The organism is Bacteroidales bacterium (assembly GCA_023229505.1).
Taxonomy (GTDB): Bacteria; Bacteroidota; Bacteroidia; order Bacteroidales; family JAGOPY01; genus JAGOPY01.
In genome coordinates this window covers 21,257-38,902 of record JALNZD010000006.1, presented here as the reverse complement: position 1 = coordinate 38,902, position 17,646 = coordinate 21,257, and the positions used below count along the sequence as shown (strand labels likewise).

Sequence of the window (17,646 nt, the reverse complement as noted above, 5' to 3'; positions counted from 1 at the left end):
GCTGCCTGATAATATCGGTGTGCCGGGATCTGATGATCAATCCCCTGATGACAAAGCCGATTGTTATAATAATCAAAGAACTCCCGTAAAACGGAGCCAGTAATTTGGCACCCAATAGTACTACAGCCATCAAAGATGAGCCTTCAATAAGCAGAACTAAAAAAAGGTACCAGAATTTCTTTAACATATCACAGCGTCAGTAATATATCGGCAACGACAGAATTTGTTTTTTCAAAATCATCAGATTTACTCAGAAAATAATCAGCGCCAAGCGCAAGGCACTTGGTCTTGTAATGCGGATAGGAATAATTGGTCAGGATGCAGACTTTCGTCTTCATCTTATCGTCTTTTATTTTCTTCAGTACCTCCATACCTCCTATTTCGGGCATGTGCAGGTCAAGGATGACCAGGTCGGGCTCAAACTTCCTGATCATTTCCATGGCCGTTCTTCCATTGTCGGCTTCTCCCACGATGGTCACCTGATCAAAATCCTTGACCTGGTTTTTAATTCTTTCTCTCATCAGGGATGAGTCATCCGCAATTAGTAGCTTCATATTTGGTAGTATTTTGTGTGGATGCAAATTTAGATGAGTCTGAGTCCCCCGGGTATAGGGGACTCAGAAGTTCTTTGTAGGAGAAATACTGATTTTATTGTAGGGGGTTGTCCTACAACCTGCGGTGGCATGTGGATTCGAACTGACCGGAAAGCGCCGGATTGTTATTCGATCAGGTTGTTCCTGCTTGCGTATAATGTAAGGTCGGTATTCTTTTTCATGCCCATTTTTTCCATGATTCTTGACCGGTAGGTGCTGACAGTTTTGTCAGAGATGAAAATTTCCTTTGCAATCTCAACGACTGTTTTGCCTTTTGCAAGCATGATCATCACCTGGAATTCCCTTTCGGAAAGTGAATCATGAAGATCTTGGGGCCCTTGTTCAGGATCGGCAAAAATCAGTTTTTCTGCAAAGGCCGGTGAGACATATTTTCCTCCGGCTGCAATTTTATGGATGGCCGTGGTCAGTTCCTCAAAGGCGCTGTCTTTTGAAAGGTATCCTGATGCTCCCAGCTTAAATGCCCTTATCGCGTATTGTTCCTGTGGATGAAGACTCAACATCAATACCCGTGTATTGATTTTTCTGCAAGTGATCCTTTGAAGAATATCAAGCCCACTCATGCCGGGCATTGAAATATCAAGGATTACTAGGTCGTAGCCCACCTCTTTGATCTTCAACAGGGCCTCATTGCCTTCAGATGCTTCATCGATCAGGGTTACCTCCGGCAACGTCTTCACGATCTGTTTCACTCCTTCACGAACAATGGCATGGTCATCGGCAATCAGAATTTTCATACTCTAGCAGGTTCATGGGTTGGCACGGAGACCAAGGTAACTATTTTTGTACCGGCAACAGTATTTTTTGAAAATTCAACCGACCCGTTTATCTGCCGGGCCCGTTCGCGCATGCCAATCAGACCCTGGGATTTCCCGCACGTAATTTTCTCCTGTGAAATTCCCACTCCGTCATCCTCAATGATCATGGTAATTCCCGGCGGCGTATAGCTGAGCGTGATGCGCACGGTTTTGGCATTCGCATGCCTGATCACGTTGGTTAAAGCTTCCTGGCAGATCCGATACAGTGCAAGGTTGATCCGTTTGTCTTCATCAGGCATATCCTCTAACATCAACTCGCATTTTATCCCGGTACGTTGTTCAAATTCACCACAATACCATTCTATGGCCGCGACAAGCCCGAGATCATCAAGCAATCCCGGGCGTAACTCTGCCGATATTCTTTGTATTATTTTAATCGTATCATTGGTCAACTCAATAATCCCGGAGATTTTCTGAAATGATTCAGTGCTGTCTGCGATGTGCTCCAGAACCCAGTTCAGGTCAATCTTAATAGCCGTTAATGCCTGACCCAGTTCATCATGGATCTCCATCGCAATTGTCGCCCGTTCATTTTCCCTGGCATCCGTCAGGTATTGATTCAGCTGCTGCATCTCCTCTCTGGCTTTCATCACCTCGAGGATGGCATTTTTCATGTCCGTAATGTCTTTTGAGAAACCAAGAAACAGGGTTTCTGAAATTCGATTTGCATTAACCGCAATCCACCGTTTTGAACCATTCTTTTGCCGCACTTCAAAATCTGCCTTTAATGAGCCGGTTTTCAACATTTTGTAGAACCGTTCCTTTCCTTGCTCAATTGATTCTTCAGTAATCAGATCCAGGACTGGCATTTTCAAAAGCTCATCCCTGGTGTATCCTGTAATCCGGGAGGCTGCGTCATTCACATGGGTATATCTGCCAGTCCTGTCAGCAACAAAAACGGCATCAGGTGCGTTTTCCATATAGATCTTGTACTTCTCCTCACTAAGCGTAAGTGCAGTATTTACTTTAACCAGTTCCCGCCGGTTAAATGCCGCCTGAAGTTCCCGCTCAACAATCGGAATGAACCGGGCCATGTTGCCTTTCAGCAAATAATCATGCACTCCGGCCTTCATGAGTTGCACCGCTTTTTTCTCGCCGATCGCCCCGGAAATTACAATAAACGGAATGTCAGCGGCATGAGCACGATAGATTTCGAGCGCCGCCTGAACGCTGAAACGGGGCATGGAATAATCGGAAAGAATCAGATCCCATGTTTCCAGTTCAAGCGCCTCAGTCATCTCCTGCGCAGTTTCGACCCGCTGATAGGAGATGTCGTAGCCCGCTGTCCGAAGCAACATTACATTGAGTTCAGCATCAGCCTGGCTATCTTCGATGATAAGTACAAAGAGCTTTTTGTTCAGTTGGGGGGAAGTACTGATATTCATGGTTTTGGGCGTAAAAAGATTGACTTAAGTCATATATATATTTTTACGGTGCAAATATAATAAGAATTATAACTAATCAGTATATTATGAAGGTATAAAATAATCTGATAGAAAGTATTAAGGATATTCTGCCTGTTTTTTAAATGAACATGCGAAGTAACGATGTAGCGATATTCGATATTAACATCGTCACATCGCTATATCACTATATCGCTACATCGCTACATCGTTACATCGCTACATCGCTACTTCGCTACATCCTGACAATCGTCCCCGTAGAATGCGCCTCTCCTGCCGTTATCCGGTAAATGTAAATGCCTTCTGAACACTTGTCCCCGGTTGAATTACAGCCATCCCAGGTGACCTGGTGTTCTCCTGCCGGCAGGTTAGATTCAAGCACTTTTCCGATCATCTTTCCTCCGGCAGTGTAAATTTCAATGGTTACATGATTTTCCCGCGGCAGGTAAAAGCTGATATTTACCTGTTCCCTGAATGGGTTTGGCCAGGCAGACGAGTGGAAGGAGGTATTTAAACCGGACGGTTGATCCGGAACAAGAGCGAGACTATTGGTCCCGCCGGAATAGCAATGAACGGTTCCATCGCGTCCCCCGGCAACCATTTCATACGAACCATCACCTATGAAGTCAGGAATGGAATTGATCGCATCGACAGGGGTTCCGAAAGAGATGGACTTCAGTTCATCTCCGTTGACACCATCCAGGAAAAAACAATAGTTATTGCTATAAAGAGTTCCTATCAGGACATCCCCGATACCGTCGCCGCTGAGATCATTGGAGCCGGCCAGGTTCCAGGGCTTGTCGGGCAAGGGATGTGACCAGATTGTCGATGCATCGAGGCCGCTCAGCAATACGCCATTGCTCCCGCTGTTTGCCACGAGGAGATCAGGGTGTGAATCGGCATTCACATCATCGGCCAATTCGAAGCGAAGGATCAGTGAAGTCCCGATACTGACGTTCTTGAGCATATTTCCGTTGGTGGCATCGAGATAATAGATATGTCCGCTGAAATCCCCGGCGGCAATATCGGGAATGTCGTCATCGTTAAGATCTTTAAGCTGCTCCAGCGCCCATACCGATGAACCCGCAGCATTGTAGGTCCATTCAATGGCCCCATTACTGCCGTCAATCCCGTAAACCCTTCCTTCTGTTTCCGCATCGTTGGAGGATCCGGCCAATGCATCGGGAATGTCGTCTCCGTTCATATCCTCAATGCTGATCACCGCAAAATTCGGCCCCCCGGTAAAACATTCCCAGATCGATTCCCCGTTCAGCGCGTCCAGGCAGTAAATCCTTTTCGGGCCGGTACCATTAGCATCGTCTCCGGTTGAGGCAAGGATATCTTTCACCCCGTCAGCGTTATAATCAAATCGTGCATCCACCTGGTAAACCCAGCCCCCGTCGCCGTATTCGTGGGTATCATGTTTCCAGATCTGATCACCGTTTTTCCCCGAAAATGCCGTGATAGAACGATCGCCCCAGGCGGTCCCGACAATCACATCCTGAAATTCATCTAAGTCAATATCATCAATAATGATAAGGGCATTCTGCCCGTATGTTGTCCCGGCATAAATCGCCTTCTCCCACATGACATCGGCAAGATTATGTGAATTCCCGTTGAAACACCGGATATTGTCATCTTCGGAACAAACGATCACATCACTTACCTTGTCCCCCGTTATATCATCAATAGCTGCGACAGCTTTCGGGCTGTTGTCATAGCTTACATCGATGTAATAATACCATAGCAGGCTGCCGATCGGATAAGCGATATCAAGACCCGTGCCACTGAGGTATACAGGGTAAGGATCCTGGTTGATCCCGTTATGATCAATCTCCATCATCACTCCATACGGGAAATCATCATTGGGACTAAACCATACACCGATTTTTTCTGTTTGAAGAACCCCGACATCAAGGGGCAGCAAAGTCCCTTCGTCAAGAATAAAATTATCACTGTTGAGATTGATCGCGCTGATGGTCAGGGTTTCGCTTCCGTTATTGGTTACCTCGAGGAACCACCGGGTGAAAGCATGGATCCTGACCTCGCCGTAGTCATGGCTTTCTTCGGAAACAAGGAGGTTAGGCCCGTTCAGAACGGCATTTCCGGTAAGTGTTACCGGCGTTTCGGGTGTCACGGGATCTGAAGAAACGATGGTGATTTCAGTGTTCAGTGGAATGGGTTCAGTGGGTTGATAAGTAAGAGGGATTTCGATTGAATTTCCCGGTGATATGGTCTGTGGCGGAGCAAAATTGGTGAAAACAGGTACTGCATCAGGGATCAGGAGGCCGGTGATCTCCAGGTCACCGGTTCCGGTGTTTTCAACTACCATATTCCAGACTGACCAATCGCCGATGGTAACAATGCCGTAGTCGTGCGAATCTTCCGGCACACTGATTACCGGTGTTCCCGAACCGCCGAGATCAATCTTGTAAAGAGTGCTTTGAGCCTGTAGCTCTCCGTCGCAATACCAGAGGTACTGGCCGTCGAATGTGATGCCCGCAGGTTTGATCCCCACGGAAGGATGGCTTTCCACCACATTGCCGAGGGTATCTGTTTTATATATCATATTGGCATTATAATCCACGATCCAGAGGTTATCATTTTCCCTGCAGATATCCCATGGCTGGTTATTCGGGGAAGCGAACTGGGTGATAATACCGCCCGTTGAGGTCAGTTTGTAGACCATTCCATCCGGATCATAGTAGCAGCAGGTCCAGAACCTGTTATTATCCCATTCAATCCCGGAGAAATAGGTTTCCGGCAGGTTGAAAGAGGAAACCTGGCCTCCTGACATGTCGAATTGTATTGCTATAGCCGGGTCATAGGCATACGGGTGGTCGGTTGTCCACAGGTAGGTACCGTCGAAAGTCAGACCGTATGCCGAGGCGAAAGGTCCTGCACATTGCAGGGTATAGCTGCCGTCAGCCGGGTCGATTTTATAGATCAGGTTGTCGTCGCCGGGGGCAGAATAGAGACCGCTGTAGAGATAGGTGCCGTCCCATGCCAGGCCGGAAGCTTTGCCCGGGATCTGGTAACTGGCCACAACGGTCCATTCACGGCTGTTTTGAGCCTTAACTGGATGATCCAAAAAGAGAAAACCAAGGATCATCAGGCTGAAAAGAAGTAATGTTTTTTTCATGATCATGAGGATGTTTTAAATGGATTTGGCTAATGAATGATAAAGATAATTCATTTTTTTGCAATTGACCATCCAAGGCGATTACCAGTTTTCCGAATAGTCCGGGAAGCCATATCTTTGTGTGTAATAAATTGAAAATCAATAAAAAATAACGATTTTATACATATATTTGTAAATATCTGTATAAATCTGATTGTGAACTAAGAAAGGGAACTTACAGGTAAAGGAAGAAAAGATATGGCAAAAACGAAAAGAAGAACACCCTGATAAAGGAACAGGACTTGGTTTAAGTATATGTTATGAAATAATTCAAAAACAAAATGGAACAATTGAAGTGGAAAGTGAGGAAGATAAAGGAACGACTTTTACGATAAAACTAAAGGAGCTAAACCAATGATTTTAATACAATATTTACATTTTTTCTGTCTTATGTTGTACGCATATATGGCAGGTTATATTTTATATAAAGACCCGAAATCCTTGCTAAATAAGACCTGTGCTATTTTGATAGCTTCTTTTTCGATATGGAATTTTGTGGAAGTATTTTACAATATTAAGGATATCACAAAGGATACTGCGATGCTATTTCAGAATATTTCTTCCATAGGATGGATTGGTTTTTCCAGTGCGGTTCTTTGTTTTTCCCTTGTTTTTTCTAAAAAAGAGAAGCTGTTAAAGAATAAATGGTTCATGGTTTTAATTTTTATTTTGCCCATGTTTTTTATTTACAAACAGTGGACAAATTGTATGATAATAGATCCTGTGCGGCAGGCTTATGGCTGGTCATATACTTGGACAGATACCATCTGGACATATCTTTTTTATGCTTATTATATTTCATTTACCCTTCTGGCAATCTATTTTATTTACCGATACGGGAGAAAAACAGAGAAATTACGTGAGAAAAGCCAGACAAGAATAATTGTAGCTTCTATCAGTATTTCCTTAATAGGGGGAACAATTTTTGATGTGGTAATTCCGGAACTGAATATTTACAGTATTCCGCCATTAGCAAATATTTTCATACTAATCTTTGCAACGGGTTTGGTTTATACCATAGTTAAGTACAAGTTTTTGACTATCACCCCTGCTGTTGCTGCTGAAAATATTATCTCTGCTATGGATGAGTTTTTAATTCTTTTAAATCAGGAAGGAAATATCCTTACTGTAAATAAAGCGACAATAGACTCATTGCAATATGAACAAAAGGAATTAGAAGGGAAATCTATTACAATGCTTTTTCAAGAAGACAGTGTAAAAAAAAATCTATTAGAAAAAATTACGAAAGAAGAAGTTATAAAAAATAATGATAGTAGTTTTCTAACGAAAAATGGAAAAGAAGTTCATATAATCTATTCAAGTTCTCCGCTGAAGGATGAAGAAGGAATTGTAATAGGGACTGTTTTTATAGCCAGAGATGTCACTGAACACAAGCAGGCGGAGGAGGCGTTGCGGGAGAGCCAGAAGATGCTTCATGAGGCATACGAACTAGCGCATATAGGGGCCTGGGACTGGAAAGCAGACATTGACAGAGTTACCTGGACGGAGGAACTTTATAATATCGCAGGTCTCGACCCTAAGCTCACAGCACCCACCTTTGCAGAACACCCCACCATTTATGCTCCCCAAAGCTGGCATATCCTGAAAACCGCTGTTGAAAGAGCAATGAAAACCGGTGAACCTTACGAGCTTGAATTGGAACTCATCCGCCCTGACGGTACCATCAGAAATGTGAACGCGTTTGGCGGCGCTAAGCTTGATATCAAAGGGCAGATTATTGGGCTTTACGGTACGCTGCAGGATATCACTGAGCGCAAACAGGCAGAAGAGAAGTTTTTCAAACTATCTGCACGCCACGAAGCCCTTCTCGATGCTGTTCCGGATATTATTATGGAAGTGAACAGCAACAAGGTATATACCTGGGCAAATCTGTCGGGAATTGAGTTCTTCGGCGATGATGTGATCGGCAAGGAAGCCGCCTTCTACTTTGAAGGTGAGCAGGAAACATACAATATTGTCCAACCACTCTTCAATGGAAGTGATAATGTTTTCTATGTCGAGAGCTGGCAGCGGCGCAAAGATGGCGAAAAACGGCTTCTCGCATGGCGGTGTCGTGTTCTGAAGGATGAGAGTGGGAACGTTATAGGTGTACTCTCTTCAGCACATGATATCACCGAGCGCAACGGGGCGGAGGAGGCGTTGCGGGAGAGCGAATCCAAATTCCGGACCCTTTTCGAGTCTGCCAACGATTCTCTTTTCTTGATGGATCAGGATATCTTTATTGACTGCAACCCAAAGACCTTGGAGATGTTTGGTTGTACTAGGGAACAGATCATCGGACAGCCTCCTTACCTGTTCTCCCCGGAAGTTCAGCCTGATGGAAGGAAATCCATGGAGAAAGCACAGGAGAAGATCGAGGCGGCGCTCAGAGGTCAGCCTCAGTTCTTTGAATGGAAGCACAGTCGTTACGATGGGACTCTATTTGATGCAGAGGTCAGCCTGAACGTTTTCAGCAATATGGGTAAATACTGCCTTCAGGCTATTGTTCGCGACATCACCGGGCGCAGGCGGACTGAAGAGGCGCTGGTGTTGAGCGAGGAAAAGTTCCGCTCCATAGCGGAGCAAACCACCGATCTAATTGCTCTTACAGATACCAATGGCTTAATTACTTATATTTCACCCGCTTCCAGAGCTATTTTCCATTTTGAACCTGAAGAGATGTGCGGCCGCTTTTTCATGGAATTCCTCCACGAGCCTGATGTTCCCAAAGCGATTACGGCGTTTCGAAATGCGCTTGAACTTGGCGAAACTACGAAAGAACTCGAATTGACGATGAAGCGAAAAGACGGTTCTTTATTTATCGGAGAGTTGAACGGGTCGTTTTTCCAATCTAGCAAGCAAAATGGGACCCTGGTGATCATCCATGACATCACCAACCGCAAACGGGTGGAAGAAGCATTAAAAGAGAGCGAAGAAAAATTTCGCAGCTTAATTGAAAATGCTTTTGATGGAATTTATCTGACCAATGGGAAATATTTTTACTATGTAAACAGTAAATTTTGTGAAATAGTCGGCTATAATGAACAGGAACTTAGTTCACCTGATTTTAATTTTGATGTTACGCTTACAGAAGAAAGCCGTAAAATAGTCAATGAGAGAATTAGTTTGCGAAAGCTGGGTAAGGAAATCCCGGGCACATATGAATTTCAAATAAAAACAAGCGATGGAACTTTCAAATATATTGAAGTCAGCACAGTAAATATAGGTTTTGGAGATGAACTCAATGTGATGGGAATTGTACGCGACATCACCGATCGAAAGAAGATGGAATCTCAGTTGATCCAATCAGAACGTCTGTCAGCCTTAGGAGAAATGTCAGCCGGTATGGCACATGAAATCAATCAGCCGTTGAATACCTTGTCTATATCTTTTGATAATATTCTTTTAGAAGCAAAGGAAAACCATTCGGTCAGTGAAGAATACCTGGTTTCAAAATCTAGTAAAATATTTAATAATATACTGAGGATCAAGAACATAATCGAACATGTCAGGGATTTCTCAAGAAGCCGGGAAGATTATATTCTTACTTCATTTAATATTAATGAAAGCATTTTGAATGCATTGCCCATGGTTTCTGAGCAATGTAAAATCGCCAGAATCGATTTGATTACCAGTTTTGAAGAGAATTTACCCCTGATTAGGGGGAACACTTATAAATTTGAACAGGTAATCCTGAACTTGGTCATTAATTCAAAAGATGCTCTCCTTGAGAAAAAGAGCCGGCTTAATAAAGCTTACCTAATGTTTATAAAGATCAGGACTCAATTTAATAATCAGCATATCTGCATTGAAGTGGAGGATAATGGGATCGGCATAAAAGCCGAACACATTGATAAAATTCTCCAACCTTTTTATACTACTAAAGAAACTGGAAAAGGTACCGGTCTGGGCCTTTCGATTTCTTATGGGTTGATTAAGGAAATGAATGGAAAGATAGATATACGAAGCAAAGTTTTAAAAGGAACCACCATATCAATCACATTACCCCTAAAAGCTGAAAAGATTTGATATACATTGACTTTGTGCATACCAATTACAAAAATATAAAGATGAGTACTTATTCCGGAAAACAAGATAAACAAAGCACCGCCCCAAGACAAGGAAGTTCCAAAATCCGGGTCCTGATTCTCGATGATGAAAAAAGTTTTACCGAAGAATTACACGAGTTCCTTGAAAAATCAGGATATTATTGTCTTGAGGCTAATACTGGCCAGGAAGGTTTAGATGTCTTAAGGAATCAGGAATTTGATTTGTTGGTACTTGATGTCCTTTTGCCAGGAATGAACGGGTTGGATATTTTAAAAGAAGTGAAAGTAAAGTATCCAAACCTGGAAGTAATCATCGTTTCCGGGCATGGAGATATGGATACTGTATTGCAGGCGATGAGGCTGGGAGCACTTGACTACCTCAGGAAACCCTTCAGGCATATCGATATTCAGATTGCTATCGAGCGGACTCAAAAATTTATACATCTCCATCATAAGCTCAGGCAAATGGTGGAAAAGAATTCATTGATCTCAAAAGCCCTTGAAGAAAAAATCGAGAGGCATTTTATCGGTATCAGCCTGCAGATTCAGGACGTATTCGAAAAAGCAATCTCCGCTGCAAATTATCCCGATGCCAATGTGCTGATCACAGGTGAAAGTGGAACCGGGAAAGAAAATATTGCCAGGATTATACACTATTCGAGCGCGAGGAAAGATCATGTTTTTTATGCCATAAACAGCAGCGCTATTACAGATACGCTGTTGGAAAGCGAGTTTTTCGGCCATAAAAAAGGATCATTTACCGGTGCAATCAGCGATAAAATGGGTTTCTTTGAGGTTTGCCACGAAGGCACCTTATTTCTTGACGAAATTTCCGATATGCCTTTGAATCTGCAGGCGAAAATACTGCGCGCCACGGAAGAAAAAGTGATTACCAGGATCGGTGATACAAACCAGATTCACACCGACTTCAGGATCATATCAGCAACAAATCATGATATCGAAAAACTGGTACAGGAAAAAAAATTCAGACTCGACCTGCTTCACCGGCTTAACACCTTGCACATACATATTTCCCCGCTCAGGGAAAGGCCTGAAGACATTAAACCCTTGCTGTTCCATTTTGCCAAATACTATGCACAGAAATTCAATAAAACTAACCTCCGGATTGATAAGAAAGTTGTCGACGCACTGATAAAATATGATTTCCCTGGAAACGTCAGGGAGCTTAAAAACATGACCGAAAGAGCCTTTATCCTTAGCAAAGGTAATACAATTGGGATAAATGACTTCCCGGTCAAATCCCCAAAAACCCTGACAACCGGGCACAAAGCCGGTTCGCTCAATCTGAAAACAAATGAAATCGAATTATTACAAAGTGCGCTCAGAAACTGCAAATACAATCAAAAAGCTGCGGCAGATGCCCTTGGGATAACCCGTGATGCCCTCATCAGGAAAATGAAAAAGTACAATATCAATATCAACAAAATCCAAGACTAAATACTTTATGAGTCAGACTCAAATTTTTCAAATGGAAATTGAAAGCAAAACCGCACACCTGTGCGGTTTTTTTCATAATGATAAAGTTTATCAGGAATATCAACTTAGGAATTCTGCCTCTCTTAAAATATTCTGATTTTTATAATTCTCTATTTCAATCATATAGCTTATAATCATCAGGCGATATTGCAAATTAGTTTTTTCGGGAACGGCGTTTGCATAGTACGTCTCCCACTATTGGAGGCTATCTGTTCTCCGAAAGTATGTTTAAACTAAAATCCAAAATCTGATGAATGCACCCCCCATCTCGGTCATTCCTTTCGCAAAACCACCTTGTTATTCTTCGGTACTGCATCGGTATCGCGCAAAAGTTATAGACAACCGGTCAAGGACTCTTTATACGGATGAAGCTATCATTGCTGGTCTGAAAGCTCGGGACATAGTGATTACCAACTACGTATATAAACAGTTCTACCGCCAGATCAAAATTATGATCACATCAAACTCCGGAACTAAAATGGATGCTGAAGATTTGTTCCAGGATGCACTGATGGTGCTATATAAAAAAATTTCCACAGAAAACCTGAAATTGACGAGCTCTTTTAATACATATTTGTATGCGATCTGCAGGCATTTGTGGCTTCAAAAGCTCAATAAACACAAATTCAATTATAAATATATGGAAATAGCCGACCTGGATGAATTTCAGGATGACCATGACATGGAGGCACTAATAGAGGAATCTGAGAAATACAAGCTATTCCGGCAACACCTTCTCAGACTAAGTATAGACGATCAAAAAGTCCTGAAGTTATATATGAGCAAGACTTCTTTAAAAGAAATGGCTAGTATAATGGGTTATAAATCAGATAAATATGCTAAGTTCCGCAAATACATCTGCAAAGAAAAATTGAAAAATTCGATTTTAAATGATCCGCAGTTTCAGAAAATTTCTCAATATGACTGCTTAGCCCCGGTATTTATTAATAACTAAATTTAGAATCTTAAGAAGGGTATCACGCATGCGGGCTTCATCGTCGATGATGAGTGTGCGAAGCATTTTTTTGTCATTTTCAGGTTCCCAGTCAGCGGTCAGCAGCCATTAATGATTAGTTAACTTAAAAATCTTACCATCCTATCGTCTTACCGTCTTACAGTCCTAAAGTCCGACTGTCAATTGCCCAACTTCAACTTCGCCCTTTGAACTTTGAACTTTGAACTTATTCTTTTGTACCTTTATTCCTTAAGCCGAGATACAAATGCCACTCAAAAAACTCAGACTCATCGAGCAGGACCCCTGGCTGGAACCCAGCGCACAGGATATCGAAGACCGTTATAAGCGTTTCCAGGATAGATTAAAGGTCATCGTGAATGATTTCGGGAGCCTTGAAAAATTTGCCAATGGATATTTGTATTTCGGGATAAATTATGATCCGAAACGGAAGGGATGGATTTACCGCGAATGGGCCCCGCAGGCCAATGCCCTGTATCTGACGGGTGACTTTAATAACTGGGACAGGTTCTCCCATCCCATGCAGAAGAATGAATTCGGCGTCTGGGAAATATTCCTGGAAAAAAAGCAATACAAGGATTCTTTTAAACATAACAGCAAGATCAAGGTGCTGGTGGATTCCAGCAAAGGCCTCAGGTACCACATCCCGGCTTATATCACCAGAGCGGTTCAGGATGAGGATACTAAAAATTTCACCGGGCAGGTTTGGCTTCCTGAAAAATTCGACTGGTCGGATGATAATTTTAACGCCGGAAACCTTGGGGAATTGTTCATTTATGAAGGTCATGTGGGCATGGCGCAGGAAAAGGAAGGCATCGGTACTTACCTGGAATTCACCGAAAATATCCTGCCCCGGATTAAAAATATGGGTTACAATGCCATCCAGCTTATGGCCATCCAGGAGCATCCCTATTATGGTTCGTTTGGATACCATGTTTCCAACTTTTTCGCCCCTTCTTCACGGTTCGGCACGCCGGAGGAACTGAAAGCGCTGATCAAAAAGGCCCACCAGTTGGGAATCGCGGTAATCCTCGATATAATTCATTCCCACACAGTTAAGAATGTCGTGGAAGGCCTTAACGAGTTCGATGGATCAGATGCACAATATTTCCACCCGGGCGGCAGGGGAGAGCACCCGCAGTGGGATTCCAAGATTTTCGATTACGGAAAGACTGAAGTGTTGCGTTTCCTGCTTTCCAACCTCAAATACTGGATGGACGAATTCCATTTCGATGGGTTCCGTTTCGACGGCGTGGGCTCCATGATGTACTACCACCACGGGCTCGAGACGATCGATTCACGGGAAAAATACTTCCGGCAGGGAGTGGAATGGGATGCGATAACTTATTTGCAATTAGCTAATTCTCTAATCCACGGGATGAATCCCGTGGTAATTTCAATAGCTGAGGATGTCACCGGCATGCCGGGATTGTCATATCCGGTTGAAGAAGGCGGACTGGGCTTCGATTATCGGCTGGGTATGGGCATACCCGACTACTGGATCAAGCTGCTGAAAGAATATCGGGATGAAGACTGGAACATGCACGAGATGTGGCAAGTACTGAACGACCGGCTGCCGCATGTGAAAACGGTGGCTTATGCTGAATCGCATGACCAGGCGCTGGTCGGCGACAAAACTATCGCCTTCCGGCTGATGGATAAGGAAATGTACTGGCATATGCAAAAAGACGACCGGGACCTTATCATCGAACGTGGCATGGCATTGCATAAAATGATCCGCCTCTTTACCATTGCATTGGGAGGACAGGCATACATGAACTTCATGGGTAACGAGTTCGGCCACCCCGAATGGATCGATTTTCCACGGGAAGGAAACGGCTGGAGCTATAAATATGCCCGCCGGCAATGGTCGCTGGTAGATGATCCTGAACTGAAATACAAGTACCTGGCAGCTTTCGATAAGGAAATGATAAGAGTGATGAAGGAAAACCAGGTGATGACCTCCATGTTCGCCCAGCAACTGAACATGGATGAGTCAAATAAAACCATCATATTTGAACGGAACAACCTTATATTCGTTTTCAATTTTCATCCGCATCATTCCATCCCTGAATATTCCTTCAGTGTGCCACGCCACGGCGAGTACCGGGTCATCCTGAACTCCGACAACAAATCCTTCGGAGGCCACGGCCGGATCGATGAATCCATTTCTTATTTCACTTTCTCGGATCATTCAGGCAATAATGCTTTTCTGAAAATCTACAATACAAACAGGACGGCGCTGGTGCTGAAAAGGGAAGAGTGAAAAGTGAATAGTGAAAAATAAAGAAAGCCTGCCCATTATTATCAAGTCCCATTGGGACGGCCGAAATTCATTCCATAATTAATTATTGCCGGTTTATATGTAATTTTACATCGTGATAAAAAAACAAATAATATCCTCGGCCATTTTCCTCGCCATCTCACTGAGCGCAATCAGCCAATTATATTACGGTGGCCTGTCATCTTCTTTTGAAATGCCCCGGACACAATATATCGTCGATTCAACCGGCAATTGACAATCGACAATGAATATTATTCCTTTCTCAGCCCCGTAGGGGTGAACCGTCTGTCGCCCTTAATATATTTATTTGACGATCAATTTCCTGGTATAGGATTTTTCACCCTGAATTAATCTCACAAAATAAACCCCTGGAGAAAGCCCATCGGTATTGAGTTTCATTTTCTGAGAATTAAGGGTTCCCGACTTAACAATTCTCCCCTCAAGATCAATAATAAATAGCTTCCAGGTATTTCCAGGAATATCTTCCTTCAAGGTTATAGAGACCCAGTCTGTAGCCGGGTTGGGATATAAATCGAAAAATACTTCCAGCGGATTCTCAGTAATACCGATATTGATTTCGGTATTCTTGAAGTATTGAAAGCTGCCGTAATATTCTCCTACCAAAAGATCCTCATCCCCGTCATTATCAAGGTCTGCAAAAGCGGGAAAGTTATAATAATTAGTCGGGACAAGGCCGAAAGGATTTGTTACAGGAGGTGCAAAAGAGGGTTCTGTCACAGTTCCGGTATTTTCGAAATATCGCATATTGCCAGGGTATTCACCCACATAGAGATCAAGGTCTCCGTCGTGGTCGGTATCAGCAAAAGCGGGACTTCCCATGACATAAGCCGGGGTTATTCCGAATGGGTTCTGAACGGGTGGCAAAAATGATGCAAGAGTTTCATTGCCGGTGTTTTCATAGAACTTCATATTTCCATATCCTTCCCCGGCAACAAGGTCCATGTCCCCGTCATTGTCAATATCGGCAAATCTTGGCATGGCAAAAATATAGGCCGGTGTCAGGCCAAATGGATTTTGCTGGGGAGCGGCAAAAGCAGGGGCAGCATCCGTACCTGTATTTTCATAAAATTGAAAGTTCGCGTCGTATTTTCTTTCATAGGCGATATCTCCGATAAAAAGGTCCAGGTCGCCATCACCATCAATGTCTGCAAATGCAGGGAAAGCGATATGATAGTCGCCAGGCGGAATTATTATCCCGAATGGGTTTTGTTGAGGCAGTGCAAAAAGCGGCGCAGTGACCGTTCCGGTATTCTCATAAAATTGCATAGCGCCCCCGTAATTTCCGGAGAATAGATCGAGATCATCATCATGATCTATATCGGCGAAGACAGGTGAGGCTAAATCAACGGAATCAGGTACCAGTCCAAATGGATTTAGCTGCGGGGGAGCAAATGATTGCGATTGGGATGCAAGCGGGAAACCTATGAATATTGCCGCTGCTGCCAGGATCTTTTTAAGTTCGAATTGGGAAAAGAATCGGCTTAATTCCCTGAACATCAGATTCAGTTTTAAAATGAGCCTGTTCCTGGTATTAGCCGATAGTCGTTCCCATTCATTATTGATGATTAACTGATTTACCCGGTTTGCCAGGTTCCTGAACTGTCGTTTTTTCCTGTTGAATGAGTCTCTTTTCATCTTTTTGGTTCTTATGTTGATGTTTTATTTGGATCAGCCCAGAAGGTGCTTCCGGGGATCGATAATCCTGACTTATATTCCGGTTGAATGGTGTTGAAAATGTTCGGCCTGATCTTGCCGGGCAGCACCTGGATGTCATAAATTTCGTCAACGGATGCGTTGTATTTGATTTCCCCGTAAAAACTTCCCGTTGGAAGATGTATGATAGCAATCCCGGCAAGAAGGGCTTTTTTGGCGATCTCAAGTTTTGCAAAAGTGGATGAATTTTGCCGCAGTTTCGACAAGCCGACGAATAAAAAATCCTTATATAAAGCCATTCCCCTGATAAAGCCATTCAACCGTGTGATAATTTCATAGGACCCTTTCTTTGGATCCACTTTTACAATTTCTCCTGTTGCAGAAAACAGAAGGTAAAGTTCCCCGTCAAACATCCTCGGAGAATGAGGCATACGAAGTTTTTCCGCTACAATTTCATTTGTTTCCACGTCCATCAATACCCCATCAGTCGTGACGCCTTCCCGCCAGCTTTGCATGCTGTTTCCCTTGTTAAAAGCAGTGGCATATTTCGGTTTTCCATTCATCATTACCATCCCGTTCAAATGACATTTGTCCTCGGATTTCATTCCTTTAATAAATGGTGGAGCCCAGTAAGGGGTGAAATTATAGTTATCATCGATTGAAATGATGCATGAAAACAAGGTATTGACAGCATACAGCCCTTTATCGCCCCAGCTCAGGTCATGGATATCCAGTTGCCCGATGTGATAAGTGGCCCGGGGCATATAAAGGGCATCATAGGTGTTCTTCTTTTTTGGATAAGTCGATGCCAGTTCTTTGGAATTGGCGAAAACGATTACTTCATCCTTGCAGGCAACAGCTATTTTATCCGGTTCTTCAAGAAGGGCAATCCCCATGGGCTTTTCAAAAGTCCTGGGGAGCTGGATAAGCTGGTCTTCATTTTTCGGGGATAAAAAGATGACCTTGCCGGCCTGGTAAGTGCTGATAGCCAGGCTGCAGTTCAACCTGAGCAATAGTTCCGGCACATGAGCCGAATAGCTGCAGCTGAATGGGGCCAGTTCTTTGGAATCAGTTAATCTGTCTGCCATTTTCCCGGAATCATGTGGAGTATAAAATTAATTGTTTTTGATCGTCTTTCCTAAATCAATTTGAATAC

12 protein-coding genes are annotated in these 17,646 nt (G+C 43.4%); 6 read left to right on the top strand and 6 right to left on the bottom strand.

The window, feature by feature from the left end; all coding sequences use genetic code 11:
* Positions 1–188: 188 nt before the first annotated feature.
* The 4 genes from M0Q51_03630 to M0Q51_03615 all read right to left on the bottom strand — a co-directional run bounded on the left by M0Q51_03630 (position 189) and on the right by M0Q51_03615 (position 5,974).
* Complete coding sequence (locus M0Q51_03630; GenBank protein ID MCK9399075.1) at positions 189–554, bottom strand: response regulator transcription factor; 366 nt, start codon at positions 552–554, stop codon at positions 189–191.
* 164 nt (positions 555–718) lie between these two features.
* A complete protein-coding gene (locus M0Q51_03625; GenBank protein ID MCK9399074.1) occupies positions 719–1,348 on the bottom strand; it encodes a response regulator transcription factor in 630 nt (209 codons plus the stop codon).
* Positions 1,345–2,814, bottom strand: a complete 1,470-nt coding sequence (locus M0Q51_03620) for a PAS domain S-box protein (protein MCK9399073.1) — start codon at positions 2,812–2,814, stop codon at positions 1,345–1,347. Before M0Q51_03620 ends, M0Q51_03625 begins: the two co-directional genes overlap by 4 nt.
* Positions 2,815–3,067: 253 nt before the next feature.
* Positions 3,068–5,974, bottom strand: a complete 2,907-nt coding sequence (locus M0Q51_03615) for a choice-of-anchor D domain-containing protein (protein MCK9399072.1) — start codon at positions 5,972–5,974, stop codon at positions 3,068–3,070.
* A 307-nt stretch (positions 5,975–6,281) separates the two neighbouring features.
* Between M0Q51_03615 and M0Q51_03610 the strand changes: the two genes are divergently transcribed.
* The 6 genes from M0Q51_03610 to M0Q51_03585 all read left to right on the top strand — a co-directional run bounded on the left by M0Q51_03610 (position 6,282) and on the right by M0Q51_03585 (position 15,051).
* Complete coding sequence (locus M0Q51_03610; GenBank protein ID MCK9399071.1) at positions 6,282–6,371, top strand: hypothetical protein; 90 nt, start codon at positions 6,282–6,284, stop codon at positions 6,369–6,371.
* A gap of 47 nt (positions 6,372–6,418) precedes the next feature.
* Positions 6,419–10,042 carry a PAS domain S-box protein gene (locus M0Q51_03605; protein MCK9399070.1) on the top strand — a complete coding sequence of 1,208 codons (3,624 nt, stop codon included), beginning with the start codon at positions 6,419–6,421 and terminating at the stop codon, positions 10,040–10,042.
* 41 nt (positions 10,043–10,083) lie between these two features.
* The gene (locus tag M0Q51_03600; protein ID MCK9399069.1) at positions 10,084–11,520 is read left to right on the top strand and encodes a sigma-54 dependent transcriptional regulator; all 1,437 of its coding nucleotides are present in this window, start codon (positions 10,084–10,086) and stop codon (positions 11,518–11,520) included.
* A 289-nt stretch (positions 11,521–11,809) separates the two neighbouring features.
* The gene (locus M0Q51_03595) at positions 11,810–12,514 is read left to right on the top strand and encodes a sigma-70 family RNA polymerase sigma factor (GenBank protein MCK9399068.1); all 705 of its coding nucleotides are present in this window, start codon (positions 11,810–11,812) and stop codon (positions 12,512–12,514) included.
* A gap of 265 nt (positions 12,515–12,779) precedes the next feature.
* On the top strand, positions 12,780–14,798 hold the full coding sequence (locus M0Q51_03590; GenBank protein MCK9399067.1) for an alpha amylase C-terminal domain-containing protein: 2,019 nt from the start codon (positions 12,780–12,782) through the stop codon (positions 14,796–14,798).
* 112 nt (positions 14,799–14,910) lie between these two features.
* Positions 14,911–15,051 carry a hypothetical protein gene (locus tag M0Q51_03585; GenBank protein ID MCK9399066.1) on the top strand — a complete coding sequence of 47 codons (141 nt, stop codon included), beginning with the start codon at positions 14,911–14,913 and terminating at the stop codon, positions 15,049–15,051.
* Positions 15,052–15,119: 68 nt separating this feature from the next.
* Here the strand turns inward: M0Q51_03585 and M0Q51_03580 are convergent, their stop codons facing one another.
* Positions 15,120–16,472, bottom strand: coding sequence for a T9SS type A sorting domain-containing protein (locus tag M0Q51_03580; GenBank protein MCK9399065.1), 1,353 nt, complete (start codon positions 16,470–16,472; stop codon positions 15,120–15,122).
* Positions 16,473–16,483: 11 nt separating this feature from the next.
* A complete protein-coding gene (locus M0Q51_03575; protein MCK9399064.1) occupies positions 16,484–17,578 on the bottom strand; it encodes a TIGR03032 family protein in 1,095 nt (364 codons plus the stop codon).
* Positions 17,579–17,646: the final 68 nt, after the last annotated feature.

Coding starts and splice junctions, on each gene's coding strand:
- M0Q51_03605 (MCK9399070.1), top strand. CDS start 6,419: ATGGCAGGTTATATTTTATATAAAGACCCGAAATCCTTGCTAAATAAG.
- M0Q51_03620 (MCK9399073.1), bottom strand. CDS start 2,814: ATGAATATCAGTACTTCCCCCCAACTGAACAAAAAGCTCTTTGTACTT.
- M0Q51_03625 (MCK9399074.1), bottom strand. CDS start 1,348: ATGAAAATTCTGATTGCCGATGACCATGCCATTGTTCGTGAAGGAGTG.
- M0Q51_03615 (MCK9399072.1), bottom strand. CDS start 5,974: ATGAAAAAAACATTACTTCTTTTCAGCCTGATGATCCTTGGTTTTCTC.
- M0Q51_03575 (MCK9399064.1), bottom strand. CDS start 17,578: ATGGCAGACAGATTAACTGATTCCAAAGAACTGGCCCCATTCAGCTGC.
- M0Q51_03630 (MCK9399075.1), bottom strand. CDS start 554: ATGAAGCTACTAATTGCGGATGACTCATCCCTGATGAGAGAAAGAATT.
- M0Q51_03600 (MCK9399069.1), top strand. CDS start 10,084: ATGAGTACTTATTCCGGAAAACAAGATAAACAAAGCACCGCCCCAAGA.
- M0Q51_03590 (MCK9399067.1), top strand. CDS start 12,780: ATGCCACTCAAAAAACTCAGACTCATCGAGCAGGACCCCTGGCTGGAA.
- M0Q51_03595 (MCK9399068.1), top strand. CDS start 11,810: ATGAATGCACCCCCCATCTCGGTCATTCCTTTCGCAAAACCACCTTGT.
- M0Q51_03580 (MCK9399065.1), bottom strand. CDS start 16,472: ATGAAAAGAGACTCATTCAACAGGAAAAAACGACAGTTCAGGAACCTG.